Origin of the sequence: Xanthobacter variabilis, assembly GCF_043831965.2 — a bacterium.
In the GTDB taxonomy this organism is placed as follows: Bacteria; Pseudomonadota; Alphaproteobacteria; order Rhizobiales; family Xanthobacteraceae; genus Xanthobacter.
This window is the reverse complement of sequence record NZ_CM195533.1, coordinates 482,720-499,040: the sequence shown is the minus strand read 5'-3', so window position 1 is coordinate 499,040 and position 16,321 is coordinate 482,720. Positions and strand designations below refer to the sequence as shown.

General features: G+C 67.4%; 15 protein-coding genes, 1 tRNA gene and 2 pseudogenes. 11 read left to right on the top strand and 7 right to left on the bottom strand.

Annotated elements, in window-relative coordinates; genetic code table 11:
- The first annotated feature begins 292 nt into the window (after positions 1-292).
- From V5F26_RS02210 to V5F26_RS02195, 4 genes are all read left to right on the top strand, one after another.
- Positions 293-1,501 (top strand): aspartate aminotransferase family protein, encoded by a 1,209-nt coding sequence (locus V5F26_RS02210; RefSeq protein ID WP_394947616.1) that lies wholly within the window; start codon positions 293-295, stop codon positions 1,499-1,501.
- Positions 1,498-2,424 carry an ornithine carbamoyltransferase gene (gene argF, locus V5F26_RS02205; RefSeq protein WP_234051199.1) on the top strand — a complete coding sequence of 309 codons (927 nt, stop codon included), beginning with the start codon at positions 1,498-1,500 and terminating at the stop codon, positions 2,422-2,424. Before V5F26_RS02210 ends, argF begins: the two co-directional genes overlap by 4 nt.
- A gap of 191 nt (positions 2,425-2,615) precedes the next feature.
- Positions 2,616-3,611 (top strand): Hsp33 family molecular chaperone, encoded by a 996-nt coding sequence (locus V5F26_RS02200; protein WP_234051198.1) that lies wholly within the window; start codon positions 2,616-2,618, stop codon positions 3,609-3,611.
- A gap of 87 nt (positions 3,612-3,698) precedes the next feature.
- Positions 3,699-4,313 carry a 2-hydroxychromene-2-carboxylate isomerase gene (locus tag V5F26_RS02195; RefSeq protein ID WP_394947615.1) on the top strand — a complete coding sequence of 205 codons (615 nt, stop codon included), beginning with the start codon at positions 3,699-3,701 and terminating at the stop codon, positions 4,311-4,313.
- Positions 4,314-4,345: 32 nt separating this feature from the next.
- On the opposite strand, the gene V5F26_RS02190 is transcribed toward V5F26_RS02195, so the two are convergent.
- From V5F26_RS02190 to V5F26_RS02170, 5 genes are all read right to left on the bottom strand, one after another.
- Entirely contained in the window at positions 4,346-4,858 is a 513-nt protein-coding gene (locus V5F26_RS02190) for an RNA pyrophosphohydrolase (protein WP_394059182.1), read from the bottom strand.
- Between the two features lie 286 nt (positions 4,859-5,144).
- Positions 5,145-5,777, bottom strand: coding sequence for a GNAT family N-acetyltransferase (locus tag V5F26_RS02185; RefSeq protein WP_394947614.1), 633 nt, complete (start codon positions 5,775-5,777; stop codon positions 5,145-5,147).
- Between the two features lie 183 nt (positions 5,778-5,960).
- Positions 5,961-6,233, bottom strand: a complete 273-nt coding sequence (rpmA, locus tag V5F26_RS02180) for a 50S ribosomal protein L27 (RefSeq protein ID WP_234051194.1) — start codon at positions 6,231-6,233, stop codon at positions 5,961-5,963.
- A gap of 20 nt (positions 6,234-6,253) precedes the next feature.
- Complete coding sequence (rplU, locus tag V5F26_RS02175) at positions 6,254-6,628, bottom strand: 50S ribosomal protein L21 (RefSeq protein ID WP_234051193.1); 375 nt, start codon at positions 6,626-6,628, stop codon at positions 6,254-6,256.
- A gap of 176 nt (positions 6,629-6,804) precedes the next feature.
- Positions 6,805-7,965 (bottom strand): linear amide C-N hydrolase, encoded by a 1,161-nt coding sequence (locus V5F26_RS02170; protein ID WP_394947613.1) that lies wholly within the window; start codon positions 7,963-7,965, stop codon positions 6,805-6,807.
- 317 nt (positions 7,966-8,282) lie between these two features.
- On the opposite strand from V5F26_RS02170, the gene V5F26_RS02165 reads away from it, so the two are divergent.
- Positions 8,283-8,678 carry an acyl-CoA thioesterase gene (locus V5F26_RS02165; protein ID WP_234051191.1) on the top strand — a complete coding sequence of 132 codons (396 nt, stop codon included), beginning with the start codon at positions 8,283-8,285 and terminating at the stop codon, positions 8,676-8,678.
- 89 nt (positions 8,679-8,767) lie between these two features.
- On the opposite strand, the gene hrpB is transcribed toward V5F26_RS02165, so the two are convergent.
- Positions 8,768-11,248, bottom strand: a complete 2,481-nt coding sequence (gene hrpB, locus V5F26_RS02160) for an ATP-dependent helicase HrpB (RefSeq protein ID WP_394947612.1) — start codon at positions 11,246-11,248, stop codon at positions 8,768-8,770.
- A gap of 142 nt (positions 11,249-11,390) precedes the next feature.
- Between hrpB and V5F26_RS02155 the strand changes: the two genes are divergently transcribed.
- The 4 genes from V5F26_RS02155 to V5F26_RS02140 all read left to right on the top strand — a co-directional run bounded on the left by V5F26_RS02155 (position 11,391) and on the right by V5F26_RS02140 (position 14,896).
- A complete protein-coding gene (locus V5F26_RS02155) occupies positions 11,391-12,395 on the top strand; it encodes a WD40 repeat domain-containing protein (RefSeq protein WP_394947611.1) in 1,005 nt (334 codons plus the stop codon).
- Between the two features lie 126 nt (positions 12,396-12,521).
- Complete coding sequence (locus V5F26_RS02150) at positions 12,522-13,271, top strand: acetoacetate decarboxylase (protein ID WP_234051188.1); 750 nt, start codon at positions 12,522-12,524, stop codon at positions 13,269-13,271.
- Between the two features lie 123 nt (positions 13,272-13,394).
- The gene (locus V5F26_RS02145) at positions 13,395-14,552 is read left to right on the top strand and encodes a patatin-like phospholipase family protein (RefSeq protein WP_394059191.1); all 1,158 of its coding nucleotides are present in this window, start codon (positions 13,395-13,397) and stop codon (positions 14,550-14,552) included.
- A gap of 257 nt (positions 14,553-14,809) precedes the next feature.
- A tRNA-Leu gene (locus V5F26_RS02140) sits at positions 14,810-14,896 on the top strand.
- 84 nt (positions 14,897-14,980) lie between these two features.
- Here V5F26_RS02140 and V5F26_RS02135 read toward each other — a convergent pair.
- Positions 14,981-15,103 (bottom strand): annotated as a pseudogene (locus V5F26_RS02135) (transposase); the annotation flags it as partial.
- Between the two features lie 122 nt (positions 15,104-15,225).
- On the opposite strand from V5F26_RS02135, the gene V5F26_RS02130 reads away from it, so the two are divergent.
- Both V5F26_RS02130 and V5F26_RS02125 read left to right on the top strand, forming a co-directional pair.
- Complete coding sequence (locus tag V5F26_RS02130; RefSeq protein WP_394947610.1) at positions 15,226-15,423, top strand: hypothetical protein; 198 nt, start codon at positions 15,226-15,228, stop codon at positions 15,421-15,423.
- Positions 15,424-16,295: pseudogene (locus V5F26_RS02125) on the top strand (FAD-dependent oxidoreductase). It begins immediately after the preceding gene.
- Positions 16,296-16,321: the final 26 nt, after the last annotated feature.

The following is a 16,321-nucleotide window of genomic DNA, read 5'->3' as shown; positions in this document are numbered from 1 at the left end:
CGCGCGATCATTAGTATTCACGGGTGTCGGGCCGCTCCCCCGCTGGGGCGGCCCTTTTTAATTCTCGCTTGTCCGGGGCCTGCGCCGCGAAGGCGATGGCGGTTCTTCTGGTCCGTCATTGCGGCGCTTCCACGGCTCAAGCGCGCGTTCGCTCCATCTTCCGGAGCATTCACCGGCTGATCTCCCGCGCGAAAAGTGCATTCGCGTTGGATTTTGGCTCACAACCAGCAACGGAGACGTCGTCTTTGGCCGGTAATGTTGCCGGATCAAGGCTCGTTCTCAGGAGGATCACGTGATCACCGCCGTTCTGCCGACCTATGCGCGCATCGACCTCGATTTCGAACGGGGAGAGGGCTGCTGGCTCGTCACGACGGACGGGCGACGTTTTCTCGATTTTACCGCCGGCATCGCGGTGAACGTGCTGGGCCACGCCCATCCCTATCTGGTCGAGGCATTGGCCGGGCAGGCGAAGAAGCTCTGGCACACCTCGAACCTGTTCCGCATTCCCGGCGGCGAGAAGCTGGCTTCGCGCCTTTCCGCCGCGACCTTCGCGGACACCATGTTCTTCACCAATTCGGGTGCGGAAGCGCTGGAGTGCGCCATTAAGATGGCGCGCAAATACCAGTTCGCGAACGGCGATCCGGAGAAGAACCGGATCATCACCTTCCAGGGCGCGTTCCATGGCCGCACCCTGGCGACCATCGCCGCGGGCGGCAACGCCAAGTATCTGGAAGGTTTCGAGCCGGCTCTGCCGGGCTTCGATCAGGTGCCGTTCGGGGACCTCGATGCCGTGCGCGCGGCCGTGACCCCCTATACCGGTGCCGTGCTGCTGGAACCGGTGCAGGGCGAGGGCGGCGTGCGCGTTCCGCCCGAAGGCTTCCTGAAGGGCCTGCGCGCCTTGTGCGATGAAAAGGGCCTGCTGCTGGTCCTCGATGAGGTGCAGTGCGGCGTGGGCCGCACCGGCAAGCTCTTCGCCCATGAGTGGGAAGGCATCACGCCGGACATCATGGCGGTGGCGAAGGGCATCGGCGGCGGCTTCCCCATGGGTGCGTGCCTGGCCACCGAGGCGGCCGCCAAGGGCATGACGCTGGGCACCCACGGGTCCACCTATGGCGGCAACCCGCTCGCCATGGCGGTGGGCAATGCGGTGCTCGATCTTGTTCTGGCCGAAGGGTTCTTCGACCATGTGAACACCATCTCCGCCCGGCTCAAGGAGAAGCTGGGGCAGTTGGTGGCGCGTCATCCGCGCGTGCTCGCGGAGGTGCGTGGCAAGGGGCTGCTCCTGGGCGTGAAGGCCCAGGTGCCGGCCGGCGATCTGGTGGTGGCGCTGCGGGAAGAGGGACTTCTGGCCCCCGGCGCCTCCGACAATGTGGTGCGGCTCCTGCCGCCTCTCATCGTTTCGGCGGAAGAGGCGGACCTGGCAGTGGAAAAGATCGAGGCCGCATGTGTGCGGCTGGAGCAGGCTCTCGCGCCCGCTCCGGCCAAGGGGGCAGCGGAATGACGGAGAACGGTGTGCGCCATTTCCTCGATTTGTCGGAAATCCCGGCGGACGAGCTGCGCAAGGTGCTGGAATTGTCCAAGGACCTGAAGGCCAAGCGCAAGGCGGGGGCGGAAGATCGTCCCCTCGTCGGCAAGTCGCTGGCCATGGTGTTCGACAAGCCCTCCACCCGCACCCGCGTCTCGTTCGACCTGGCCATGCGCCAGCTCGGCGGCGAGACCATCATGCTCACCGGCCACGAGATGCAGCTCGGGCGTGGCGAGACCATCGCCGACACGGCGCGTGTGCTCTCCCGCTTCGTGGACGCCATCATGATCCGGATCCTGGATCATGATGACCTCATGGAGCTGGCCGATTATGCCACCGTGCCGGTCATCAATGGCCTCACGCGCATTTCCCATCCCTGCCAGGTGATGGCGGACGTGATGACCTTCGAGGAGCATCGCGGCTCCATCCAGGGCAGCCAGGTGGCCTGGACCGGTGACGCCAACAATGTGCTGGCGTCCTGGGTCCACGCGGCCGAGCGCTTCGACTTCACCATGAAGGTGGCGACGCCGAAGGAGCTGGGCCCGCGCCAGGCGCTGAAGGACTTCGTGAAGCGCACCAAGGCCAAGGTCACCTTCATGCGTGACCCGGAAGAGGCGGTGGAGGGCGCGGATTGCGTGCTCACCGACACCTGGGTTTCCATGGGCGATAAGGAGGCTGAGCGCCGCCACAATCTGCTGAAGCCATACCAGGTCAATGGCTCGCTGATGGCTCGCGCCCACAAGGACGCCATCTTCATGCACTGCCTGCCCGCTCATCGCGGGGAGGAGGTGACCAGCGAGGTGATGGACGGCCCGCAGTCCGTGGTGTTCGACGAGGCGGAAAATCGCCTGCACGCCCAGAAGGGCATTCTGGCCTGGTGCTTCCACACCGCCGGATGATGCCTTCGGCGGCCCGGTGGCCGGCCGTCGGGCGCCCGTGATAGGGTGCGCGCGGCCGGTATCGAAGCCGTCGGTCTTCGACAAGGCTCGCCGGGCTCCCCGGCTTGCCGGCTCCTTGCGTCGATGCAGCCTTCGTGCGACCCGGTATCGCGTATCGCTGGAAGACGCCGAACCACGATGAGGAGGAGCGCATGAGTTCCGAGCGCTCGCGCAGCGCCCGCCAGGAGGCGCAGGATGACATCGTCACCGCCTTTCAGGTGGATGCGCTGGACCTGCGCGGCCGTGCCGTGCGGCTGGGCTCCACCCTTGATGCGCTGCTGGTGCACCACGATTACCCCGCCGCGGTGAAGCGCGTGGTGGGTGAGGCGGTGGCGCTGGCGGTGCTGCTGGGCTCGTCCCTGAAGTTCGAGGGCCGCTTCATCCTCCAGACCCAGACCGACGGCCCGGTGGACATGGTGGTGGCCGACTTCGTCAGCCCCGATAAGATCCGCGCCTACGCCCGCTACGACAAGGATGCCCTGGCCGAGGCGGAAAAGCGCAACGACACCTCTCCGGCTGCCCTTCTGGGGCGCGGCCATCTGGCCATGACCATCGATCAGGGCATCTCCGCCAACCGCTATCAGGGCGTGGTGGCGCTGGACGGCGAGGGGCTGGAGGCGGCGGCCCACGAATATTTCCGGCAGTCGGAGCAGATCCCCACGCAGGTGCGCCTGGCCGTGGGCGAGGAGTTGCGCCCCGGCGGCCAGGCCTCGTCCTGGCGGGCGGGCGGGCTCCTGGCTCAGTTCCTGCCCGACGATGCCTCGCGCGCCCGCATGGCCGACATGCCGCCCGGTGACGCGCCCGAGGGCACTGCGCCACACACCCTCGACGAGGACGACGCCTGGGTCGAGGCGCGCTCGCTGATGGGGACCTTGGAGGACGTGGAGCTGCTCGATAAGGAGCTCTCCACCGAGCGTCTGCTCTACCGTCTGTTCCACGAGCGCGGGGTGCGGGTGTTCGAGCCCCTGGCCATCGGCGCCCATTGCTCCTGCTCGCGCGAGCGCGTGGCCGGGGTGCTCGCCTCCTTCACCGATGAGGAGCGGCGCGGCATGGTGCAGGATGATGGCCGGGTCACCGTGACCTGCGAATTCTGCGGCCGCACCTATGGCTTTGCCGCCGAAGAGGTCTTGGGCGAAGCTGATTCTTGAGCGCGGCGGCATTTCGCGCGAGGCTGGCGGGGTCCATTCGGGCCCGCTCGAACGCCCGCGCCCGATGCTGCAAAAAGGAATCCGCTCGTGCCCGAGATCATCTGCTATTTCAGCCCGCAATCCGGCTATGCCTATCTGGGGCACGCGCGGCTGAGGGACATCGCGCGGACGGCGGGCGCCAGCATCCTCTGGCGGCCGGTGGACATTTTGAAGGTGTTCGCGGCCGGCGGCTCGACCGCACCGGCCAAGCAGTCACCCCAGCGCAACGCCTATCGCAAGCTGGATATCGTGCGCTGGGCCAAGCGCGCCGCCATTCCCATCAACACCGAGCCCGCCTTCTGGCCCACGGATACGCTGCCGGCGTGCCGCTTCATCGCCGCGGCGCAGAAGGCCGGCATGGATCCGGCGGATTTCATCGGCGCCTGCCTGTCGGCCGTGTGGGCGCGTGACATGCAGATCTCCGAACGCGACAATCTCATCGCCTTGGCTCAAGAAGTCGGGCTCGACGGGCCCCGGCTCGCGACCTTGTCCGATACGGTGGAAGCGGCGGAGCAGGTGGAGCGCAACACTGCCGCCGCCATCGAGGCCGGCGTGTTCGGCTCGCCGTCCTATGTGGTGGATGGCGAGCTTTATTTCGGCCAGGACCGGCTCGACTTCGTGGCGCAAAAGGTGGCGGAGCTGAAGGCGGCGGGGGTGCCCTAGAGCCGCCCCGCCGGGGGCGCCGCGCGGCGGCTTTAGAGGCTCGCGAAGCGGCGGAAGTTCTTCACCACCTCTTCATAGACCGGCCGCTTGAACGGGATGACGAGATCGGTGATCTGGTCGAGATCCTCCCAGCGCCAGTCCATGAATTCCGGCTTGTGGATGCCGCCACCGGGGGTGGAGATGTTGATTTCCCCATCGACACCCGTGAAGCGCAGCGCAAACCACTTCTGTGTCTGCCCGCGATACTTGCCTTTCCAGGCCTCACCGGCAATGCGGCCCGGCAGGTCATAGGACAACCAGTCCTCCACCTCGCCCAGCTTCAGCACGGAGCGCATGGAGGTTTCCTCATAGAGCTCACGCAAGGCGGCGTCGAAGGGGTCTTCGCCCTTGTCGATGCCACCTTGGGGCAACTGCCAGGAGTGGGTGGCGTCCACATGCTCCGGCCCGCCGAGGCGGCGGCCGACGAAGACCTTGCCGGCCCCGTTGAAAACGCACAGGCCCACGCATGGGCGATAGGGAAGGTCGTGATGGTGGTGCTTGCTCATGGCGGCGGCCCCCTGCGATCGGTTCGCCGTGTGATGGCGCTTGCGGCGCCGCAAGGCAAGCTCTGCCGTAGGGGAAGAATGCGATCCAGCGAACCCGCGGGGACGATCGCGGCAGGCCGTTCCGGGAGCGGTGCGGCCACTTCAATCCGGAGCAGCGGTCCTAGTCATCGACCGGGGACGGCCGGGCCGGCCAAGTCCCGCGCGGACCTGAGGCACGCCCATGAAGCAGCCCCATGAGGCGCTCCGATGAGGCAAGCCCGTGAGGCAAGCTCACGGGCTCCAGCCCTCAATGGGTGGCGGCGCGCAGGTGCGGCAGGAGGGTGGAACCCCAGGCCCGCAAAGAGGCCCAGGTGCGCCGGTCGAGCTGGAAGCGGTCCACGGGCACGGAGGCGCCGAGCGCGCGCACCTGGCACAGGCCGACCCCGCACCACTGAAAGCCGCACTTCTCCAGCACCCGCCGCGAAGCGGGGTTGACCACGCGCGCGGCGCCGGAAAGGGCTTCGATATCAGTCTGGGAGAAGACGTAGTCAATGACCGCGCGTGCCGCCTCGGTGGCGATGCCGAGCCCCCAGAAGGGCTCGCCGACCCAGTAGCCGAGCTCCGGAAGGGTCTCGCCGGGTCGGCGCCCGAACCCGCACATGCCGGCAAATTCCAGATGTCCCTCGCGCTTCAGCAGCAGTGCGAAGGTGGCCGCATGGGGCGTGGCGCCGAGGCTCTCGACGAAGGCGTGGGCATCGGAGGCGCGATAGGGAAAGGGCAGGTTCGCGGTCATTTCCGCGATCTTGCGATTGTTGGCGAGCTCCGCGATGGCATATGCGTCCTCGATGCGCGGCGCGCGGAGCACCAGCCGATCGGTTTCGAGGACGGGGATACTGGACTCCGCGAGAGGTCTCTCGTGGGGCGGCTCGACGATGGTCATGACGGGCTCCTGTCGGCTGGACAAACGAAAACCGGGAAGACGTCCCGTCTCCCCGGTTCGTTCGGAGCCCAGTCCGTGAGGCGCCGGATCTTTCGATCAGCTTTGGCGCTTCAGGGGCCTGACAGAGACTCCCACCGGTTCGACGAGACCGGCGGGATCCTGCATTTATGCGGTCTCGCCGGCTTACTCAGCCGCCTCGGCGGCGGCGGGAACGACCGATACATAGGTTCGGTCGTTGGCTTTGGTGCGGAACTCGACCTTGCCGGGCACAAGGGCGAACAGGGTATGGTCCTTGCCGATACCCACATTGGTGCCGGGATGCCATTTGGTGCCGCGCTGGCGCACGATGATGTTGCCCGGAATGACCGCCTGGCCACCGAACTTCTTCACGCCAAGGCGCTTGCTCTCTGAATCGCGACCGTTACGGGACGAGCCGCCTGCCTTTTTATGAGCCATTGTTGCTCTCCTCGTTCAGATCAGGCGCCAGCGGCGGCCTCGGGGGCCGGCGCGCCTGCGGTTTTGGCCTCGGCCTTGACGCTCTCGCCCAGGCCGGAAATCTCGGTGATGCGCACCACGGTCAGGTCGGCGCGGAAGCCGCGCTTGCGACGGGAGTTCTGCCGGCGGCGCTTCTTGAAGGCGATGACCTTGTCACCGCGGGTGTGCTCGACCACCTCGCCGGTGACCATGGCGCCATCCACGTGGGGCTTGCCCACGGCGGTGACCTTGCCACCCAGCATCAGCACGGGGAAGGTGAAGACGGCACCCACCTCGGCCTCGAGGTGATCGATGGTGATTTCATCGGCGGCGGCAACGCGATACTGCTTGCCGTTTGCCTTGATGACCGCGAACATTCTGTCTCGCTTTCGTGTTCAGCCGCGCCTCTCCAGTGAACCCGGAGGGTGGGCTTCTTTCGGTCGGTTTCGGAGTGCGGGCGCAATCGCCCACGCGAAGGCGTTTCGATAAGGAGGCGGCGCGCGAAAGTCAATGCGCCGCCGCCGTTTTCTGAAGGTGCCGCGCGCTGGCGCTGCTATTTCACATCCACCGGCAGGAAGGTGAATGAGGTGGCCGGCTCGAAGGCTTTGGCGGCATTGCCGGAATAGAACCTGCCACCGGTCAGCGGCAGCTTGCGGACGGGCGCTCCGGGCTTCAGGTCCAGATCCTCGATGGGCACCCAGAAGGTGTTGGGGCTGGTCGCGGAATCGAAGAAATAGACGCGATTCTTCTGATCGGCCACCGTGCGCCAGATGGTTGAGGCGATGTTGGGCGAGCCGGGCTCGATAAAGCCCAGCGGCACGCTGACCGCGCGCATCACGCTGGCGACGCTGCCCACCGCCTGATTGGCATAGGAGTGGTCCGGCACGGCGGTGATGATGGCCGGCTCCGCCTTGGTGGGCAGGGCCTTAATGAGGAAGCTCGCGCGGGCGAAGCGGTCGGCGGCCCTGAAGGTGCCGGGCAGGAACACCGTGCCGCCGATCTCTTCCCAATAGGCATTGAGGGCGAGCTGCTGGTCGTAGGACGGTGAATTGGTCATCACCTGATACTGGCGCCCGTGGTGGATCACCAGCTTGCCGCCCAGATACTCGAAGATGGCGCTGTCGCCGGAGGCGTCGGAAATGGCGAGGTGGAGCTGTGCGGCCCGGCCATTGGGCAGCACCGCGGTGACCACCACGAACGGTTCCTTGGAAAGCGCCTCCACCGCCTCGTTCACGGTGGCGAAATTGTCGAGCACATATTGCGCCCACAGGCTGATGGAGAGCGCCGGGCGGCCATCGGGCTTGGCGTATTCGGACTCGGCCAGATACAGCAGATTGGCCGCAAGCCCCTTTTCGTTCATGCCGTCGGCAGTGCCCACATCATAGCCCGAGGCGGTGATGCTGCCGTATTTGGACACCCATTTGGGCGTGTTGGCGCCCGCCGCGCCATTGCGCTCAATGCCGGCCGGGAACGCCCACAGATTGGAGCGCATGTCCTCCGACCAGTCCATGTTGCGGCCGGTGATCACGACCCCTTCGCCGCCCAGATAGACCGCGCGCGTGCAGGCCTGCGCAACGACTGGGGCCAGCGTGCCGAGCGCCGCCAGGGAAAGGCCGATGCCGGCGGCCACCCGCGCGGTGGCGTGCCGGGCGCGCGCGACCAGAGCGCGGCGCGCAGCTTTAGGGAGATGAAGAGCTTTGGGGGACGGCCGCATGGCGGGACTCTCCTGGCAAGCACGACCGGGCAGCGCCCCGGTCCGGCATGGAACGGTACGCAGATATGCAATAATCGAGCTTGAGAGAGAATGATGAAAAGAGAAGATACCGGCTCCGCCCACACAGCCGGGCGGAGCCGGTGATCCATGCCCTGTCTGCCCCGAAAAGACATGGACAAGTGCAAGGAACCACAGATCCCGCATCGATTCTCTGAGCTGGATCAAATTTGGGTGTGTGGACCGCAGTTTTTGTCTAAGCGGGGGCGGGCGCCGGGGCGGTCGCGGCATGACCGGCCCGGGCCGTTGGAGAAACGAGGATGTACGATAAAGAGTCGAAGATGCCCGACGGCATTCCGGTCATTCGCACCATCGCCATGCCGGCCGATACCAATCCGAGCGGGGATATCTTCGGCGGCTGGCTGATGTCTCAGATGGACCTTGCCGCCGGCAACGTGGCGGCCCGTCGCTCGCGCGGCCGTGCCGCGACGGTGGCGGTGGAGGCCATGAGCTTTCTTTCGCCGGTGCTGGTGGGTGACGAGGTGAGCCTGTTCGGCCGCCTGGCGAAGGCGGGGCGCACCTCCATGCGCATCGAGGTGGAGGCCTGGCGCCGCGCCCGCGAGAGCGAGGAGACCACCAAGGTCACCGAGGCCGTGTTCACCTTCGTCGCCATCGACAAGGACGGTCGTCCGCGCGCGCTGCCGCCGGAGGAGTGAGCATCGCGGCCCGGCCGGCCTCGGCCGCCGGGCAAGCCGGGGCTTGCCCCGGAGGGGAACGAGCCTCGCCGCCGGCGTCGGTGCCCGGGTCAGGTGCCGCGTGGCTTGGCGCGGGTGGTGGGGGGCGCCTCCGCCGGGTCCTCGGGCCAGGGATGCTTGGGATAGCGCCCGCGCATCTCGGCGCGCACATCGCGCCAGGAGCCGCGCCAGAATTGCGGCAGGTCTTTCGTCACCTGGATCGGCCGGTGGGCGGGCGAAAGCAGCGCCAGCGTGAGTGGCACGCGCCCGCCGGCAATGGCCGGGTGTGTCTTCAGGCCGAACAATTCCTGCACCCGCACGTCCACCTGCGGCCCGCTTTCCGCACCATAATCGATGGGTAGGCGCGAGCCGGTGGGAGCGGTGAAATGGGTCGGCGCCTCGGCCTCCAGGCGCGCCGTCAGCCCGTAAGGCAGCAGGGCGTGGAGCGCGTTCGACACCAGATCGGGCCCCACATCGGAACGGCCGGTGCGGCCTTCGAGGAACGGCGCGAGCCAGTCGGTGGCGGTGGCAGCGAGGGCGGCATCGGAGAGATCCGGCCAGTCCTCGCCCTCGGCCGCGCGCAGGAAGGCGATGCGGGCGCGCCATTGCTTCAGGGCCGCGCTCATGGGCAGGCGTGAAAGGTCGTCTGCGGCCAACCCCGCCGCCAGAATGCGGGCGGTGACGCCGTCGGCCGGCACGGGCTGTGGCGCATCCGCGAGCACCAGCGCGCCGAGCCGGCGCACCCGCCGCGCCCGCACGGCGCCGGAGCCGGCATCGAAAGCCACCTCCGTCTGCTCGGTGATGGTGTCGGCGAACTGGGCCTCCACATCCTCCGCGCTCAGGGCGGCGGCCAGGGTGATGCGGGCGGCTTCCGCCCGTCCCCCCACCTCGGCCACGGCGAGAAAAGGCGCGCGGGCGAGGCTGGTCGCGGGGTCCATCACGGCGCCGCGGCCGTTGGCGAGAAGGAAGCGCGTGCCGTCGCCCCGCGCCTTCGCCACCCGGTCGGGATAGGCAAGGGCCAGCAGCGCGGCGGGGGAAGGGGGCTCGGCCTTCTGCCGCTCCGCGCCCGCCATGGCGAGCTCGGACCAGCGCGCGGCGAGGCGGTGGGCGTCTTCCGCCCGGCGGGAGCGGTCGCGGTGAAAATCCTCCAGCCGGTGGAGAAGGTCCACGCCGTCGCCGCCAAGGCCCCGCTCGGAGACCAAGGCGGCGATATCGGCCGCGAGTTGCCCGGCGCCCCGGTCGGCGCCCATCACCACCATGTGGGCGAGGCGCGGTGGCAAAGGCAGCCGTGCCATGCGCCGGCCCAGCGCCGTCACCGCGTCGGTTTCATCGAGGGCGCCGAGCAGGCGGAGCAGGGCCTTCGCCTCGCTCACGGCGGGGGCGGGCGGCGGATCGAGGAAGGGCAGGCTCGCCGGATCGCGCACCCCCACCCGGGCGAGGTCGAGCACCAGCCCCGTGAGGTCGGCGGCCAGGATTTCCGGCGTGGCGAAAGAGGGCAAAGCGGAGGTTTCACCCTCGCCCCACAGGCGATAGCAGATGCCGGGCTCGGTGCGACCGGCGCGGCCGCGCCTCTGGTCGGCGCTGGCGCGCGAGACGCGCACCGTCTCCAGCCGGGTCAGGCCCACATCGGGCTCGAAGCGGGGCACGCGGGACAGCCCGCTATCCACCACCACCCGCACCCCCTCAATGGTGAGCGACGTCTCGGCGATGGAGGTGGCCAGCACCACCTTGCGCTTGCCCGCCGGAGCCGGCAGCACGGCGCGGTCCTGTTCCGCCGCGTCGAGGGCGCCGAACAGGGCGACAACGTCCGTGTCCGGATCCCGCACGCGCTCGCGCAGCAGCCCCTCGGTGCGGCGGATCTCGGCGGCGCCGGGCAGGAAGGCCAGCACCGAGCCACGCTCGCGGGAGAGAGCCTGAAGGATCGCATCGGCCATCTGGCGGTCGATGGGCGTGCGTGCGCCGCGGCCCAGGTAGCGCGTGTCCACCGGAAAGGCGCGCCCCTCGCTCTCGATCACCGGGGCGGGGGTGTCGCCATCGCCCATCAGCCCTGCCACGCGGGCGCCGTCCAGGGTGGCGGACATGGCGAGAAGACGCAGGTCGTCGCGCAGGGAGCGCTGGCTGTCCAAGGCGAGGGCGAGCCCCAGGTCCGCATCCAGGCTGCGCTCATGGAATTCGTCGAACAGCACGGCGGCGACGCCCGCCAGCTCCGGGTCGTCCAGCACCATGCGGGTGAACACGCCCTCGGTGACCACTTCGATGCGGGTGCGGCGGGACACCTCCGCCTTCAGGCGGACGCGATAGCCCACCGTTTCCCCCACCTTTTCCCCCAGGGTCTGTGCCATGCGGGCCGCGGCGGCGCGGGCGGCGAGGCGGCGGGGCTCCAGCATCAGGATGCGCCCGCTTTTCACCCAGGGTTCCTCGAGCAGCGCCAGGGGCACCCGGGTGGTCTTGCCGGCGCCGGGGGGCGCCACCAGGACGGCGCCGGGGGACTTGGCCAGGGTGGCGGCGAGCGCGCCGAGCACCGCATCAATGGGAAGGGGAGGGGAGAACATCACGCCCCGCTCATAGGCCAAACGGCCGGGCGATGGCAAAGCCTTCGCCGGGGCCGCCGCGGGGGCGGGGATGCGAACTCTCCTTGCGGTCGGTGACGGGGTGCGCCTAAAGGGAGGCGTCCGCGTCCGGGAGTCCCGCCTCATGTCCTCCGCCCCCTCCAGCCTCACCGACAAGGTTCAGCCCTTCAGCGTGGAGGGTGAGGTCATCGCCGCCGCCTTCCTCGGCCTGGTGCCGGCCCTGGTGACCGCCACCAGCGGCATCGTGCTCGCCGGCAGCGCGCCGGCGACGGTGGAGGCCCATGATGGCGCCGTCCTCGCGGCCGTGGGTGATGGCGCGCGGCTCGTCACCGGTGGCGATGACGGACGTGTGGTCGAGACCACCGCGGGTGGCGCCACCCGCGTGCTGGCGGAACACAAGGGACGCTGGATCGACCGCGTGGCCCTGGGGCCCGACGGCGCGGTGGCCTATTCCGCCGGCAAGACCGCTTATGTGCTGAACGCCAAGGGCGAGGTGCGCACCTTTGAGGCGCCCTCCACCGTGGGCGGGCTCGCCTTCGCGCCCAAGGGGCTGCGGCTGGCCATCGCCCATTACGGCGGCGTCACGCTTTGGTTTCCCAATGCGGCGGGGGCAAAGCCCGAGGTTCTGGGCTGGAAGGGCTCGCACCTGGGCGTCGCCTTTTCTCCCGATGGCCGCTTCGTGGTGACCACCATGCAGGAGCCGGCGCTGCACGGCTGGCGCGTGGTGGACGGTGCCCATATGCGCATGACCGGCTATCCCTCGCGGGTGAAATCCTTCGCCTTCACCGCCGATGGCAAGTGGCTGGCCACCTCCGGCTCGGGCGAGGCGATCCTGTGGCCGTTCCAGGCGAAGGACGGGCCCATGGGCAAGCAGCCGACCATGCTCGCCCCTTCCGCCGGCTCGCGCGTCACGGTCGTGGCCCCGCATCCCAGCGACCCGGTGCTGGCGCTTGGCTATGAGGATGGCATGGTGATGATGGCGCGCATCACCGACGGTGCCGAGATCCTGCTGCGGGCCCCCACCAATACCGCCGGCGGCGATGGCGTGAGCGCCATGGCCTGGCATCCGGCCGGTGGTGCCCTGGTGTTCGGCACGGCCGCGGGCAATGGTGGATTGCTCGCATTCTAGGTTTGGGGAAAGATTTGGCCGGATTACGGAATTACCGTCGCGGGGGTGTCACGGCGCAGCTTTATTCGCTAACGTGTCATGCTCCTCTCGCATCCGCGAGATCCGCGCAGCCGGAGATTTCCGCCGATGAAGATCGACGACGTCCGCCGCACCGCCTATTCGATGCCGCTCACCAGCCCCTCTTATCCCAAGGGGCCCTACCGGTTCATCGACCGGGAATTCATGACCATCACCTACCGCACCGATCCCGCGGCGCTGGCCAAGGTGGTTCCCGAGCCGCTCGAGATCGTCGAGCCCATCGTCAAGTATGAGTTCATCCGCATGCCGGATTCCACCGGCTTCGGCGACTACACCGAGACGGGACAGGTCATCCCGGTGAAGTTCAACGGCGTCGAGGGCGGCTATGTCCACGGCATGTACCTGGACGATGAATCCCCCATCGCCGGCGGCCGCGAGCTGTGGGGCTTCCCCAAGAAATATGCCCACCCCAAGCTGAAGGTGGAGAAGGATACCCTGGTCGGCACCCTGCATTACGGCAGCGTGCTGTGCGCCCAGGCCACCATGGGCTACAAGCATGTGGCCGCCGACAAGGAGAAGGTGCTCGCCTCCCTCCTCGCGCCCAATTACATGCTGAAGATCATTCCCCACGTGGACGGCACGGCGCGCGTCTGCGAGCTGGTGCGCTACTTCCTGGAAGACGTGACGCTGAAGGAATGCTGGGTTGGTCCTTCGGCCCTCGGCCTCTATCCGCACGCTTTGTGCACGGTGGCGCAGCTTCCGGTGCTGGAGGTTCTCTCCGCCGTGCACCTGAAGGCGGACCTGACCCTTGGCATGGGCACGGTGATCTACGACTATCTCGCCGAACCGGCGAAGTGAACCGGCGCCGGCACCTCGAGAGCGGGCCGGCGCATTCCCTTTTGTGACAATGCCGCACGGGCCGGACGGCGCTTGCCGCTCCGCCCGGAGCGCGGCTTAATCGTGATGCCAGGACCCAAGGCCATGACCGACAGCCCGCGCCCCAAGAAAATTCTGCCGCCCGATCTGTGTGACACCGTCAATCAATATGACCGCATCGCCCTCGTGTTCCAGGGCGGCGGCGCGCTGGGCGCCTACCAGGCGGGCGTCTATGAGGCGCTGGCCGAGGTGGGCTGTGAGCCCAACTGGATTTCGGGCGTGTCCATCGGCGCCATCAACTCGGCCATCATCGCCGGCAACACGCCGGAAAACCGGGTGCCGCGGCTGCGTGAGTTCTGGGAGACCATTTCCGGCCACAAGGCCCCGTATTGGGCGCCTGAGGGCGACATCTTCCGCCAGATGCGCAACCAGATGAGCGCCACGCTCACCATCCTGCGCGGCCAGCCGGGCTTCTTCCGCCCCCGCGTGCCCAATCCCTGGCTGCTGCCGGCGGGGGCCACTGGCGCCACCTCCTTCTATGACACCTCGCCCCTGCGCGACACGCTGCTGAGGCTGGTGGACTTCGACCTCATCAATTCCGGCGCCAAGCGCTTCTCCGTGGGCGCGGTGAACGTGCGCACCGGCAACTTCATCTATTTCGACAACAAGGAAACGGTGATCGCTCCCGAGCACATCATGGCCTCGGGCGCGCTGCCCCCCGGTTTTCCGGCCGTGAAGATCGATGGCGAATACTATTGGGACGGCGGTGTCGTCTCCAACACGCCGCTGCAATTCCTGCTCGACCAGCCGGACCATCCCAGCGCCCTCGTGTTCCAGGTGGACCTCTTCAGCGCGCGCGGCCCGCTGCCGCGCGACATGTATGATGTCAGCGAGCGCCAGAAGGATATCGGCTATTCCAGCCGCACGCGCTACACCACCGATGTGTTCCGCCGGGTGCAGGAGCTGCGACAGAAGCTCTACGAAACGCTGCAGCGTATTCCCGAGCAGCTGCGCTCGGACGAGGATCAGGCGCTTATTGACGATTACGCATCGTCGGGTCCCGTCAATATCTGTCACCTGATCTATCAGGAAAAGAGCTATGAGCGGGAGTCGAAGGACTACGAGTTTTCGTACGCGTCCATGAACGACCATTGGCAGACCGGCTACGAGGACACTGTGAAGACCTTGCAGCGCGGCGAATGGCTGAAGAAGCCCGACGATATCGGGATCGTGGTCCACGACATCCATCGCCTGTCCGAATAGGCTCGGGCGTCGCCCTCCGGCGGGATGCGAACGATGATGGGCTGGCGCTGTTCAGCCCGCTTGCTGTCGATGGAGCGGCTGGACGGGGCCCGTGCGCGGCTCTCCCCCGGCCGGTCCTTCATCTCTCGTGCGGCCGCCTTTTCGCCTCGCGGGCCGGGGGAGAGCCGCTCGAAAAGGCTCTGGCGGTTCACGCACAGGTGTCGTATAGGAGCCCGCACCTGACGCTCGGCGCCTGTCGCTCGCAGCGTCGGCCACATGCGGATGTGGCGAAATTGGTAGACGCACGGCACTCAAAATGCCGCGCCCGAAAGGGCTTGTCGGTTCGAGTCCGACCATCCGCACCACCCTTCAACGCATTCAAAATCCGCCGTCCTTACGGATATGTCGGTTCGAGTCCGACCGCCCGCGCCCATCTCGCTCGACCGCTACCAGCGGCCATATAACGTTTTTGGCGGCCGATATTCCCTTGGTGCATCCCGCCGGCGCAGCCCCTTACGATTGACGAAGATAATTCCGCTGAGCATGTGGCGATCATCAACCCGTGGCTTGCCAAGAGCGGCCGTCAGGTCGCAGTCGTCGAGCGCCAGCAGTCGCCTGCCTGGACACCAGCTTCGCCAATGCCGGAGAAATCTCATCAGGATATGCCTGTCCTTGGGCTGCACCCGGCATTCCCATGAAGGCACTCAAGTGGATGTTCATGAAGAACGCCGCGCTTGTCATCCGACCGATGGCAGCCCTCGCGGACTCGCGCCGCCTCCTCGCCATGCTGCGCAACTGCACGCCCGAGCGATTTATGGAAAATAAGGGACGAATGGTGCGCGTGGCCGAGTACAGCCGCGACTGCCTCCTCGCTCTGCGCGCCGATACGTGAATAGCTTATGACGCGCGCACACCGGGCACGCTCCAGGTCTTTCGTCACCAGAAGCAGCTCGACAGCATCGCACAGGATATCGAAGTGCTCCGGGATGACGGCATGCCCTTCGAGGTGCTCGACCGGAAAGGCTGCGTTGCTGCTGAGCCGGGGCTGGCGCCTGCACAGGAGAAGATCATCGGCGGGCTTCGCCTGCCTGGAGACGAAACCGGCGATCGCTACAAATTCACCAACGCGCTGTCACAACAGTGCGAGCGCCTTGGCGTGTCCTTCCGCCACGGTGTGAACATCTCCGGCCTTGCCGAAGATCGCGGGCGTGTGACCGCCATAAAGACCTCTAGCGGCGACATCGCGGGCGATCTGTTCGTCGCCGCGCTGGGCAGCTTTACGTCGGCGCGGCTTCGCCCCCTCGGCTCAGGCAGCCCATCTCGCCCGTCAAAGGCTGCTCCATCACTCTTCCTATCGTGAACAAGACGCGCGCTCCGGTATCCACCGTCATGGACGAGACCTACAAGGTTGCCATTACCGGTCTCGGCACACGGATCCGGGTCGGCGGCGTGGCCGAGATCGCGGGCTTCAACCATGACCTTCCCGACGCGCGCTATCGCACGCTGCGTCATTCGGTGGAGGATGTGTTCGGCGGCGCGGGCGACGAGGCACTGGCCTCTTTGTGGACCGGCCTGCGCCCCAGGACGCCGGATGGCACGCCGATTATTGGTGCAACCCGCTATTCGAATCTCTATCTCAATGCAGGCCACGGCACGCTGGGCTGGAACATGGCCTGCGGCTCGGCGGCGCTGCTCGCGGATCTCGTCAGCGGCAGGAGCCCGACGATCCGCGCCGATGATCTCAACATGTTCCGTTATCAGTAGAGGAGCTGAATAGTGACCATCACCCG

Coding starts and splice junctions, on each gene's coding strand:
- V5F26_RS02145 (WP_394059191.1), top strand. CDS start 13,395: ATGACCGACAGCCCGCGCCCCAAGAAAATTCTGCCGCCCGATCTGTGT.
- V5F26_RS02200 (WP_234051198.1), top strand. CDS start 2,616: ATGAGTTCCGAGCGCTCGCGCAGCGCCCGCCAGGAGGCGCAGGATGAC.
- V5F26_RS02170 (WP_394947613.1), bottom strand. CDS start 7,965: ATGCGGCCGTCCCCCAAAGCTCTTCATCTCCCTAAAGCTGCGCGCCGC.
- V5F26_RS02150 (WP_234051188.1), top strand. CDS start 12,522: ATGAAGATCGACGACGTCCGCCGCACCGCCTATTCGATGCCGCTCACC.
- V5F26_RS02130 (WP_394947610.1), top strand. CDS start 15,226: ATGAAGGCACTCAAGTGGATGTTCATGAAGAACGCCGCGCTTGTCATC.
- rplU (WP_234051193.1), bottom strand. CDS start 6,628: ATGTTCGCGGTCATCAAGGCAAACGGCAAGCAGTATCGCGTTGCCGCC.
- V5F26_RS02165 (WP_234051191.1), top strand. CDS start 8,283: ATGTACGATAAAGAGTCGAAGATGCCCGACGGCATTCCGGTCATTCGC.
- V5F26_RS02155 (WP_394947611.1), top strand. CDS start 11,391: ATGTCCTCCGCCCCCTCCAGCCTCACCGACAAGGTTCAGCCCTTCAGC.
- argF (WP_234051199.1), top strand. CDS start 1,498: ATGACGGAGAACGGTGTGCGCCATTTCCTCGATTTGTCGGAAATCCCG.
- hrpB (WP_394947612.1), bottom strand. CDS start 11,248: ATGTTCTCCCCTCCCCTTCCCATTGATGCGGTGCTCGGCGCGCTCGCC.
- V5F26_RS02185 (WP_394947614.1), bottom strand. CDS start 5,777: ATGACCATCGTCGAGCCGCCCCACGAGAGACCTCTCGCGGAGTCCAGT.
- rpmA (WP_234051194.1), bottom strand. CDS start 6,233: ATGGCTCATAAAAAGGCAGGCGGCTCGTCCCGTAACGGTCGCGATTCA.
- V5F26_RS02190 (WP_394059182.1), bottom strand. CDS start 4,858: ATGAGCAAGCACCACCATCACGACCTTCCCTATCGCCCATGCGTGGGC.